Here is an 11,570-nt window from a genome sequence, read left to right as displayed (position 1 = left end):
GAACATATGCACGAGCCAAATGCGACGCCGGTGGACTACCTGCAGCAGATCAGGCAATGGCAGGCGCAACGCCTCGCCTACCTGCTAGCGCCTTCCGGCTGGCTGAGCCTGACCGGCTTCGGCTGGCTCAAACCAGGCGATAACCGGATCGGCAGCGCCGCCGAAAATGACATCGTGTTCCAGAACGGTCCCGCCCACTTGGGCGTCGTGACGTTGAAGCAAAGCGGCGAGGTAAGCATTCGACTGGCTGCCGACAGCAACGCGAAGATCGATGGAAAGTCGCTGCGCGAGTCCACGCTGTTCGACGATGCCTGCATCGGTCAGGCGCCTTCGATCGTCAGCTTCGGCACGGCGAGCTTTCACGTGATCCATCGCGATGGCCGCAAGGCATTGCGCGTGAAGGACGATGAGGCACCTGCGCGTGCGCACTTTTCCGGATTGGATTACTTCGCGATCGATCCGGCATGGCGCGTGATCGCCGACTGGATACCGTTCGCCACCCCTTGCAAACTCAGTCTGAATCGACGGCTTGGTACCGTGAGTGCGGTCGATGTGCCCGGCAAGGCCGTGTTCTGGTTGCTCGGCCGGATGCATGCATTGTTGCCTTACCTCGAGAAACCCGGCGGGGATTTATTCTTCGTGCTGACCGATCAGACCTCGGGCGAGGAAACCTGCGACAAGGCGCGCTTCTTACATGCCTCCCCGCCTGTCAGCGGCAAGTTGGTGCTCGATTTTAACAAGGCGCACAACCCGCCAAGTGCATTCACGCCCTATGCAAATTGCCCTATGGCGCCGCCGGAAAACGAGCTGGCGTTGCGTGTGATCGTCGGCGAAAAGCGCTACCGCGGGCGTCGGGAACCGTAATGGCCGCGTGGCGGCGGCCATCGGTTGCGAGGTGGTTCTTGCTAGGCCAACGACAGATGATCGGCCAGATAGGCGTAAACCACAGATACCCGGGGAATAAGCCGGGATTCCACGTGGGTCAACAGCCAAAGCTGGGTTTCGCATTCGTCGATGGGATCGGACAACTGCACCAGATCGTCGCGGTGCTGCGCGAGGAACAGGGGTATGAGCCCGATGCCCAGGCCGGAAGCGATGGCCGCGATCACGGACAGAATGCTGTTGACCTTGTGACGCGGCGTTACCGATGGGTACTGCCGTTTGCGCCACAGCACAGAAGAATGACCAGGCAGGGCGTCATCGGGCGCGATCCAGTTGCATAGCGCCAAATTGGACGTGTCGGAATGGGGCATCTTTTCCGGTCTGGGCCCGAACAAGGCCACGCGAATCCGACCGACATGCCTGCCGATGAGGTAATCCGGTGGCTGGCGCGTGACACGCAAGGCGATGTCGGCGTCGCGCTTGGCCAGGCTGATGAATTCGTTGCCGGTGGTGAGCTCGAATTGCAGCAGGGGCTGGGCCAACGCCAGATCCGCCAGCACGGGAAGAATAAGGCCGTGCAAGACCGTATCGGTGGTGGCCAGTCGCACCAGTCCGGAAACCAGGCCGTCCCGGTCTTGCTGGGTTGCTGTACGTGCGCCCTCAAGCTCTATCTCGATGCGCTCCGCATGTTGCGCCAGCTTCAACGCCAGTTCGGTGGGGTGCGAGCCGTTGCGGGAACGCGCAAACAGCTGCTGTCCCAAGCCCTTTTCCAGCCGCTGGATCGCCCTGAATACGGTGGAACCATCTATGCCCAGACGCTTACCCGCATCGCTCAGGGTTCTGGCTCTGACCGTCGCAAGAACGATCTCCAAGTCTGCGGAGCTCATCCGAAATTGCGTTTCTGCAAGCATGGGTTGTGTTTCCGACTATTTTCTTTTCCCTGCTGCAATGTAGCTTGTGCCCGTCCGCGTTGGCAACGCAATCGACCTCGCCAGGCAGGCACGAACAAAGGCCTGGTGCGGCATGCATCACACCAAGCCGACTGGGGCACTCAAAAAACCATGGATGGACGCAGGCGCGTGCCGGGTAGCAGACGCCTGCAGCCCATTCCGGAATGAGTGACCGCGACGACCTTGATTGATGGCGAAGGTGCGCAGGGCGTCATCGTCGACTCAAACCACCATGGATATAAAGACTATGAAAAGTGGAACTAGCGAGGTCAAACAGGCGAGGTTGCCGCTTGGCGCACTTCTGGCGTTGGCAACGTCGATCTTCATCACCATCCTCACCGAAACGTTGCCCTCCGCGTTGTTGCCGCAAATGGGGGCCAGTCTGCGTGTGTCGGAACCCCTGGTCGGGCAGCTCGTGAGCATCTACGCCATCGGTTCGATCTTCGCGGCGATTCCGCTGACGGTGGCAACCCAGACATGGGGAAGAAAACTGCTGTTGCTCATCGCTGTTGGCGGCTTTGCCGTGGTCAACACGGTCACGGCAATCTCCACCAATTATGACGTGACCCTGGTCGCACGCTTCTTCGCTGGCGTGTTCGCCGGATTGCTGTGGTCGCTGGTGGTCGGCTATGCCGCACGTATGGTGCCCGAGCAGCTGCAAGGGCGGGCCATTGCCATAGCGATGGTGGGCACGCCGCTGGCGTTGACCATCGGCATTCCGGTCGGGGCGTTCCTGGGCAAGGCGATCGGCTGGCAATACGCCTTTGGCATCATGAGCGCGCTCACTTTGCTGCTGGTTACCTGGATGGGCATCAAGCTGCCGAGGTTCCCGGGCCAAGCCGCCGGTAAAAGGGTGCCGCTCACGCAGGTCCTCGCCGTGCCGGGCGTCAAACCCGTGCTGCTGGTGACGCTGGCCTACATCCTCGCCCACAACATCTTGTACACCTATATCGTGCCTTTCCTCGCGCCGGTCGGCATGGCGGACAAAATCGACATCGTGCTGCTCGTGTTCGGCATCGCCGCGCTCATCGGCATCTGGATCATCGGCATTCTGATCGACCGCTGGATGCGCGAGTTGGTGATCGCCAGTACGGTGCTGTTCGCTGTCGCGTCGCTGATGCTGGGCCTGTGGGCCAGGAACCCCATGGTCGTCTATGTTTGTATTGCGCTGTGGGGCGTGGCTTACGGCGGCACCGCGACGCTGTTTCAGACCGCTTCGGCCAAGGCGGCCGGCAGCGTGGCCGACATTGCCCAGTCCATCATCGTGACCGTGTGGAACATCGCTATCGCGGGTGGTGGGGTCATCGGCGGCATCGTGCTGCACACCTTCAGCGTCACGTATTTCCCGTGGATGCTGCTGGCCCTGCTCACCCTCGCGCTACTGGTGGCCTGGAACTCCCGGAGTGCGGGTTTCCCCTCGGCCACACGCGCCTGACCGTTTCACCTATGGAAGGTGTAGCGCAAGGATGCGCGCAACCTTCACCACGCCACGCCACGCCAAGGCCCGTGACAACGCGTTGCGCCCGGATCCAGGGTGCAGGCGAACGAGCCCGACATTGCCACCCCAAGGCCCAGGAATACATCCGTCATGACCCAGCGTCTTGCTTTGGCAGCATGCGTCTTAGCCTTGTTCGCAAGCACGAACTCCCAGGCACGCGATAACCCGAAATTCTCCGGATCGATCGCCCCCCACTATCAGGCTGCCCTGGATGGGACCTGGCGCTCTCCGGAAAACCGAGCGCGCGACCCATACCGCCACCCGGCGGCAACCTTGCGATTCTTCGACCTTGAGCCGGGCCAGACGGTCATCGAGATAACGCCGGGCAACGGCTGGTACAGCGAAGTTCTCGGGCCGATGCTGCAAGACCACGGGCATTACGTCGCCGCCATTTACGACAAAGGTGATTTCGCAAGCCGCGCCAGGGCAGCTCTGAGCGACAAGTTCGCGCGAAACCCGGGGCAGTACAGCAAGAGCTCCATCCTCGAATTCGATCCTGACAAGCCGGTGTTCGGACCGGCCGCATCGGCGGACCGGGTGCTGACTTTCCGCAATGTGCATAACTGGCTGGTAGCGGGAAATGCACAAGCCATGTTCAAAGGGTTCTACGCCGTGCTCAAGCCGGGCGGCGTGTTGGGTGTAGTGGAGCATCGCGCATCCCCGGAAGGAACCGACAAAATGAGCGGCTATGTGACCACGGCCGAAGTGATCAAGCTGGCCAGAAATGCCGGGTTCACCGTGGATGCGCAAAGCGAGATCAACGCCAATCCGAAGGATACGAAGAATTATCCGCAAGGCGTGTGGAATCTGCCCCCGACGTTAAAAGGCGGCGAACAGGACAGGGCCAAATACCTGGCCATCGGTGAGTCGGACCGCATGACGATTCGCTTCGTGAAAGTTGAATAGACGCCACCTGGCGTCGTTGCGCGCCCATATTCAGCGCGGCAGTGCCGCCTTCAGACCGACGGTCCTCCGGCCAGCATCGGTGCCGATTCCGAGGTGATCGCTCAGAGCGTTTATCTGGCGAACATGTCATTCAGTTTATTAGGGGACGTTCATGAAAACAGTGGCAATGCCGCACGATGAAACGTCGCGGCCAGTTGCGATCGGCCTGGTCAAGCTCTTGCTGGCATCGACGGCGATGCTCGTATTGGCCAGCTGTGGGGAAGGCAAGGCTGCCGGCAACGCAGCGCCTCCGGCAGCGGTCAGTGTGGCCAACGTATTGTTCAAGCCAATACAGCAGTGGGACGAATTCAACGGCCGCGTTGGTGCCGTCGATTCGGTTGAGATCAGGTCAAGAGTAAGTGGCTATGTGCAGCGCATCGCCTTCACCGAAGGTGGTGAAGTGCGCAAGGGCGATCTTCTGTTCGTCATCGATCCGCGGCCCTACCGTGCCGCGCTCGACAGCGCGGTGGCGCGACTGGAACGGGCACAAGCCAGCGCTGCGTTGGCGCAGAAGCAGGCGCAGCGCAGTGATGTCTTGCTAAAAGCAAACGCCATCTCTCACGAAGAAGCCGAGCGAAGCCGTGCCGGATACGTGCAGAACCACGCTGACGTAAGCGCTGCCGAAGCGGCGGTGGCAGCGGCCAGGCTCGATTTGCAATTCTCTGAGGTGCGGGCACCTTTTGCGGGCCGCGCCAGCCGCGCCATGCTGACAGTGGGAAATCTTGCCGTGGCCGACCAAACCGTGCTCACCACCGTGGTGTCGCAAGATCCGGTCTACGTTGACTTCGATCCCGACGAACAGACCTATCTCCGCTATCTTGCGCAAGCGCGGCAAGGGACGATGGATTCGCTACCCGTGCGTGTCGGGCTGGTCAACGAGCAGGGATTCCCGCATCTGGGCCGTCTGGAATTTTTCGACAACCGCATCGATCCAGCTACCGGCACAATCCACGCGCGAGCGGTGTTGCATAGCCCCGACCATCGGCTTACTCCGGGCCTGTATGCGCACGTGCAGTTCGCCGGACTCAACTCTTCCGAAGCCTTCCTGATCGATGACAAAGCGGTATTGATCGATCAGGACCGCAAGTATGTCTACGTGCTCGCAGCGGGCGACAAGGCTGAGCGCAGGGAAGTGAAACTGGGTCCCATCAACCATGGGCTGCGGGTGATCGAGGCGGGTTTGACCACCAAGGACTACGTCATCGTCGACGGCCTGGAAAGGGTTTTCTATCCCGGCGCACCGGTAAAGCCGACCGTTGTCGCCATGGACACGACAGCTGAACTGGCCGCCGCGTCCGCCACGCCGGGTGCGACGGGCGTCGCTACGGCGGGCGCGAAGTGAAGGGCGCCTCGATGGACTTCTCCAAGTTCTTCATCGACCGGCCGATCTTCGCCATTGTGCTGTCGATCATCATCTTCGCCGCTGGCGCGATTGCCATACCGCTGCTGCCGGTAGCCGAGTATCCCGAAGTAGTACCGCCCAGCGTCGTAGTGCAGGCCACCTATCCGGGTGCCAATCCGAAAGAGATCGCCGAGTCGGTGGCGACGCCGCTGGAGGAGGCGATCAACGGTGTGGAAGGCATCATGTACATGAAGTCGGTGGCCGGTTCCGATGGCGGCCTGCGGCTGGTGGTGACTTTCCTGCCGGACATCGACCCCGATACCGCGGCCGTGCGTGTGCAGAATCGAGTAAGCCAGGCCCTGACCCGCCTGCCCGAAGAGGTGCGCCAGTACGGTGTCACAACGCAAAAGCAATCGCCCACGCCGTTGATGTACGTCAGCCTGTACTCGCCCGACAACCGCTACGACCCACTGTATTTGCGCAATTACCTGACACTGCACATCAAGGACGAAATGACGCGTCTGCCGGGCGTCGGCGATGCGGGCCTGCAAGGCTCCGGCGACTATGCCATGCGCATCTGGCTCGATCCGGGAAAGCTAGCCTCGCGCGGACTTACCACCAGCGACGTAATCAGCGCGGTGCGCGAGCAGAACGTGCAGGTTTCAGCCGGCCAGCTGGGGGCCGAGCCTTCCCCGAAAGCCACCGATTTCCTGGTCCCCATCAATGTGCGCGGTCGGCTGCGCAACGAGAAAGAGTTCGGCAATATCGTGCTGAAGGGCGGCGCGAATGGGCAGGTCGTGCATCTTTCCGACGTGGCACGCGTGTCGCTCGGCGCCGGTGCCTACACCATGAGGGTCTTCCAGAACGCCGAAAACGGCTCGACGATCGGCATCTTCCTGTCGCCCGGCGCCAATGCGTTGTCGGTCGCTGACGCGGTGTACACCAAGCTGCATGAACTGTCCGCCACCTTTCCACCCAGCATCGCCTATCACGTAATCTGGGATCCAACCATATTCGTGCGCGAATCGATTCGCGCCGTCCAGCACACGCTGATCGAGGCGGTGCTTCTGGTGGTTTTGGTGGTGATCTTGTTCCTGCAGACCTGGCGGGCTTCGATCATTCCGCTCGTTTCGGTGCCTGTTTCGGTGGTGGGAACCTTCGGAGCGCTATATCTGCTCGGCTATTCGATCAATACGCTGACGCTGTTCGGCTTGGTATTGGCGATCGGCATCGTGGTGGATGACGCGATCGTGGTGGTGGAAAACGTCGAACGCAACATCGGCGCGGGACTGAGTCCACGCGATGCCGCCCATCAGGCGATGCGCGAGGTATCGGGGCCGATCATCGCGATCGCGCTGGTGCTTTGTGCCGTATTTGTGCCGATGGCGTTTCTTAGCGGCGTCACCGGACAGTTCTACAAGCAGTTCGCCGTCACGATCGCCATTTCGACGGTGATTTCCGCGATCAACTCCCTGACCCTGTCGCCGGCCCTCGCGGCCAAACTGCTCAAGGCACGCGGCGCACCAAGCGATAGCCTTTCGCGTGCTATCGAGGGCTCGTGTGGGTGGCTGTTCCGTCCATTCAACCGGATCTTCCAGCGTGACGCCGATCGCTATCAAAGCGCCGTGGCACGCGCCTTCGGCCATCGTGGCACGGTGTTCGTGGTCTACGCAGGCTTGCTGATCGTTACTGGACTGTTGTTCCGTGCCGTACCCGGCGGCTTTATCCCCACCCAGGACAAGCTCTATCTGTTCGCCGGTGCCAAGCTGCCTGAAGGCGCCTCGCTCGCTCGCACCGAAGCGGTAACGCGCAAGATGATCGATGTTGCGCGCGGCGTGGAGGGCGTCGACATGGTATCGGGTTACGCGGGGCTCAACGCCCTGCAGACGGTGAACACGCCCAACCTCACCGCTTCATACATCATCTTGAAGCCATTCGAGCAACGCAGCCGCAGTGCAGCGGCGATCAACGCCGAGCTCAATGAGAAATTTTCCGCGATCAAAGGCGGTTTCGCCTACGCCTTGCTGCCGCCCCCGATCCAGGGACTGGGCAACGGCTCCGGCTACTCGCTTTATCTGGAGGATCGCGCGGGGCTGGGCTACGGCGCCCTCCAGAAGGCGCTGAGCGACTTTCAGGGAGCGGTGGCGCAGACCCCTGGCATGACCTTTCCGGTCAGCTCCTATCAGGCCAACATTCCGCAGTTGGAGGTCAAGGTCGATCGCGACAAAGCCAAGGCGCAGGGCGTTGCGCTCACTGACTTGTTTGACACGTTGCAGACTTATCTTGGTTCGACCTATATCAATGATTTCAACATGTTCGGGCGCGTCTACCGCGTTATCGCCCAAGCCGACTCGTCGCACCGCCTGCAGGCGACGGACATCACCAACCTGCGCACGCGCAATGCGCGCGGCGCAATGGTCCCGGTCGGTTCGATGGTGGAGGTTGCTTCGACCTACGGACCTGATCCAGTGATCCGCTACAACGGCTATCCCGCGGCGGACCTGATAGGCGATGCCGACCCGAAGGTACTTTCATCGGCGCAAGTTATCACCAGGCTGACCGAGATCGCCAAGAAGGTGTTGCCACCCGGCATCACCTTCGAGTGGACAGACATCAGCTATCAGCAGGTGAAGCAAAGTCACGCGGCCTGGATTGTGTTTCCGCTTTCGGTGATGCTGGCCTTCCTGGTATTGGCATCGCTCTATGAAAGCTGGACGTTGCCATTGGCGGTGATCCTGATGGTTCCCGTGTGCATGTGCGCCGCGCTGCTAGGCGTCTGGTTGACTGGCGGCGACAACAATGTCTTTGTGCAGGTCGGACTGGTCGTGTTGATGGGGTTGGCGTGCAAGAACGCGATCCTTATCGTGGAGTTCGCGCGAGAACTGGAAATTCAGGGCAAGGGCATCGTCGAGGCAGCACTGGAGGCTTGTCGGCTGCGCTTGCGCCCCATCGTCATGACCTCGCTGGCTTTCATCGCTGGATCGGTGCCATTGCTGTTTGGGCACGGTGCCGGCAGCGAGGTGCGTCAGGCTACTGGCGTAACGGTCTTTGCCGGCATGTTGGGCGTGACCTTGTTCGGCCTGTTCCTGACGCCAGTGTTTTACGTCGCGCTGCGAGCGCTCGCCGTAAGGCTGGCTGGGGCGGCCCCCATGCAGGATGCGGGAAACGCCTCGCTGGAACTGGAACATGAATAGGCTAAGACAGGGGATGCTGCTGTTGCAGGTTGGCCTCCTTGCCGCTTGCGCGGTCGGTCCGGATTATCGACGCCCGACCCTGCCAACGATCGATCATTTCGCTCGTGCAGAGGCCAGCAACACCAAAGTCACACCGACGGTCGATGCCGAGTTCTGGCAGGCCTTCCACGATAACCAGCTGACCGCGCTGGTCGAACAGGCGCTGACTACAAACAACGACCTTCGCACTGCCTTGGCCAGGTATGACGGCGAGGATGCGCTGCTGCGCAAGACCAAGTTCGGCTACTACCCCACTGTGACCATGAGCGGAGATACGGGTCATCAAAAGCAGAGCGTGGATCAGACGTACGGTTTTCCGCGTAGCGACAACATGCATGGCGCCAGCGTCAATGCAGGCTGGGAATTGGACGTGTTCGGAGAAGTGCGTCGCGACGTCGAGGCACATCGCGCCGAAGCCGCGGCCCGCGTCGAGGATCTGAAAGCCTTGCAGATCAGCATTGTCGGCCAGGTCGCCAATGCTTACATGGACTTGCGCGGCACCCAGGAGCGCCTGCGCGTTGCGTACGAGAATGTCGATAACCAGCGTGAAACACTGCGGATCGTCGACACACGCCGGAGGGCTGGCCGCAGCTCCGATTTCGATTTCGAACGCGCGCGTGCTCAGTTTGAGTTAACCACTTCTCGCGTATTCGCGCTTGAGGCGCAGATCGCTGTCGACGAACATCGGTTGGCGGTATTGACCGGCCGCCCGCCCGAGTCCTTGATCGCCGAGCTTGACGTGCCCGGCCCGCTGCCTGCCTTGCCCGCCGCAGTCAACCCGGAAACACCAAGCGCCCTGCTGCGCCGTCGCCCGGATGTCGCGGCGGCAGAGCAGCGCCTGCATGCCGCAACCGCACGCATAGGTGTCGCCACCGCGGATCTGTTTCCCCGCGTGAGCCTCGCTGGCGTGCTCGGCACGTTCGCGTTCCGTTCCGACGACCTGTTCACGGGCCAGAGGGAGACCAGTCTGCTGCGCCTGGGCATCGATTGGTCGTTTCTCGATGTCGGTCGCGTGCGGGCGCGCATCGAGGCGAGTGACGCCGCTGCCGCAGGTCTTCTGTCGCAATACCAGCAAACCGTGCTGTTGGCGCTGGAAGACACCGAAAACGCCCTGATCCGCTACGCACGTGCACGCGGCGAGGACGAACATCTGGAACGGGCCGCGGCGGAAAGTGCTCATGCCGCGCAGCTCGCACGCGAGCAACTGCGTGTCGGTTCCATCGGGGTATACGAAGTGCTCGATGCCGAGCGCGCGCAATTGCAGGCGCAAGAGGCATTTGCCGAAGGACGTACCCGCAGTGCTGTCGCGGCGGTGATCTTGTTCAAGGAGTTCGCAGGCGGGTGGCCGCAACATGTACCTGCGTCTGCGTCGCCATCGGCTGGAGCCCGCAGACGCCAGAGCGAGCCGTTTGGAGATCTTGAGGAAACCCCTAAGCAGCGGAGCTCTGCAACGGCAAGTGCGTCGCGCCTACCACGAGCACCTCGGCATTTGCCGTGAAAGGGGTGAAAGGCACAGGTTTCAGCGATGAAAAAAGTTCTGGTGACAGCGAACTGATCAGATCAACAAATTTGCGCAATTTAATTGGATAGTGCTGCGATCTGGGGTAGACGAGATGGATGGGTACCGACAGGCCGGACCAGTCTGGAAGAACATGCGTCAGGCTGCCGGATGCTATGTCGGCGGACACCGCGCAACTAGAGATCATCGCCGCGCCTATTCCCAGCAACGCAGCCTGTCGGGCGACCGGTACGCTATCGGCTATGAAGCTTGGCGAAATGTCTACCTTGCGGATATTGCCCCATCGATCCCGCGGATAGATCGAGCGGCTGTGAGGGTTGGACAAGGCCACCCACGGCAATTTGGACAAATCCTCTGGCTGGCAGACATCGCCATGGCGCGACAGAAGTGCGGGCGCGGCGACGACAATCTTGTGCACCTCACCCAACTTGCGGGCAATCAGCAACTCGTCTTTTATCGTATCGACCTGGATGGCACAGTCGACCGCGTCATCGACAAATCGAACAGGCGATTCGCTGAGCTTCCATTCCAGGCGGATGGCCGGGTTTACCTTCAGGTACTGAGCCGCCACCTCAATCAACCGGTCTTGCCCAAAACCGCTTGGAACGACAACACGCAGCAAGCCGCAGGGAATGTTGGTTTCGCTACGCAATTCGTTCTCGAACCTGTCCAGCTCCTCGGACAGGGTGCGGGCATATTCGTAGTAGCGCTGGCCAGCTTCGGAGAGGCTGATGCCGCGCGTACTGCGGTTGAGCAGTTGTATGCCCAGATGTGCCTCCAGTGTACGGAGCTGGCGGCTAACCGTTGGCTGGCTGGTGCAGAGCTGTTTGGCGGCCCGGGAAAAACTGCCCGCGGAGACGATCCGCACGAACGTGTTTATCAAGGCGAGCTGATTGGGCGTTATCTTGGCCATACGAACTCAATTCCCTTTGTTGAAATGCGCACGACTGAATTCTTCCATGCATTCGGGCTAGCCAGTATGGCCGTGCCGTTGCGGTTTGCGCGTCGAACCCGATATCGCAACGTTTGCGTTGACTGCATGCATCTATCCGACGCATGTTTGAAGGGCGAATTCGATTTTGAAGCGGAGCATCACACCGATGAAACAGCCCAGAGCATCAAGTCGGTGACAACCTTACCGGCAGTCGACCTGCATGAGTCACGCGCATTGAAGCCGGGGCAACCGTCAACCCGGATTCAA

The 11,570-nt window shown here is 60.9% G+C and carries 8 protein-coding genes; 6 read left to right on the top strand and 2 right to left on the bottom strand.

Annotated elements, in window-relative coordinates:
* The first annotated feature begins 6 nt into the window (after nucleotides 1–6).
* Nucleotides 7–864, top strand: a complete 858-nt coding sequence (locus ACPPVV_RS18575) for a DUF1684 domain-containing protein (protein ID WP_426701332.1) — start codon at nucleotides 7–9, stop codon at nucleotides 862–864.
* Nucleotides 865–905: 41 nt separating this feature from the next.
* Here ACPPVV_RS18575 and ACPPVV_RS18570 read toward each other — a convergent pair whose 3' ends face one another.
* Complete coding sequence (locus tag ACPPVV_RS18570) at nucleotides 906–1,793, bottom strand: LysR family transcriptional regulator (RefSeq protein ID WP_426701331.1); 888 nt, start codon at nucleotides 1,791–1,793, stop codon at nucleotides 906–908.
* Between the two features lie 271 nt (nucleotides 1,794–2,064).
* Here ACPPVV_RS18570 and ACPPVV_RS18565 point away from each other — a divergent pair, with 271 nt between their 5' ends.
* From ACPPVV_RS18565 to ACPPVV_RS18545, 5 genes are all read left to right on the top strand, one after another.
* On the top strand, nucleotides 2,065–3,267 hold the full coding sequence (locus ACPPVV_RS18565) for an MFS transporter (RefSeq protein ID WP_426703280.1): 1,203 nt from the start codon (nucleotides 2,065–2,067) through the stop codon (nucleotides 3,265–3,267).
* 153 nt (nucleotides 3,268–3,420) lie between these two features.
* Nucleotides 3,421–4,236: a class I SAM-dependent methyltransferase gene (locus tag ACPPVV_RS18560; RefSeq protein ID WP_426701330.1), complete on the top strand. Its 816-nt coding sequence runs from the start codon at nucleotides 3,421–3,423 to the stop codon at nucleotides 4,234–4,236.
* A gap of 166 nt (nucleotides 4,237–4,402) precedes the next feature.
* A complete protein-coding gene (locus tag ACPPVV_RS18555; protein ID WP_426703279.1) occupies nucleotides 4,403–5,617 on the top strand; it encodes an efflux RND transporter periplasmic adaptor subunit in 1,215 nt (404 codons plus the stop codon).
* Nucleotides 5,618–5,628: 11 nt separating this feature from the next.
* A complete protein-coding gene (locus ACPPVV_RS18550) occupies nucleotides 5,629–8,811 on the top strand; it encodes an efflux RND transporter permease subunit (RefSeq protein ID WP_426701329.1) in 3,183 nt (1,060 codons plus the stop codon).
* Nucleotides 8,804–10,348, top strand: a complete 1,545-nt coding sequence (locus ACPPVV_RS18545) for an efflux transporter outer membrane subunit (RefSeq protein WP_426701328.1) — start codon at nucleotides 8,804–8,806, stop codon at nucleotides 10,346–10,348. Before ACPPVV_RS18550 ends, ACPPVV_RS18545 begins: the two co-directional genes overlap by 8 nt.
* On the opposite strand, the gene ACPPVV_RS18540 is transcribed toward ACPPVV_RS18545, so the two are convergent.
* Nucleotides 10,281–11,282, bottom strand: a complete 1,002-nt coding sequence (locus ACPPVV_RS18540) for a LysR family transcriptional regulator (protein ID WP_426701327.1) — start codon at nucleotides 11,280–11,282, stop codon at nucleotides 10,281–10,283. The genes ACPPVV_RS18545 and ACPPVV_RS18540 overlap by 68 nt on opposite strands.
* Between the last annotated feature and the right edge of the window lie 288 nt (nucleotides 11,283–11,570).

This window comes from Rhodanobacter sp. Col0626 (assembly GCF_049994385.1).
Taxonomy (GTDB): Bacteria; Pseudomonadota; Gammaproteobacteria; order Xanthomonadales; family Rhodanobacteraceae; genus Rhodanobacter.
This window is presented reverse-complemented; position numbering and strand designations above follow the sequence as displayed.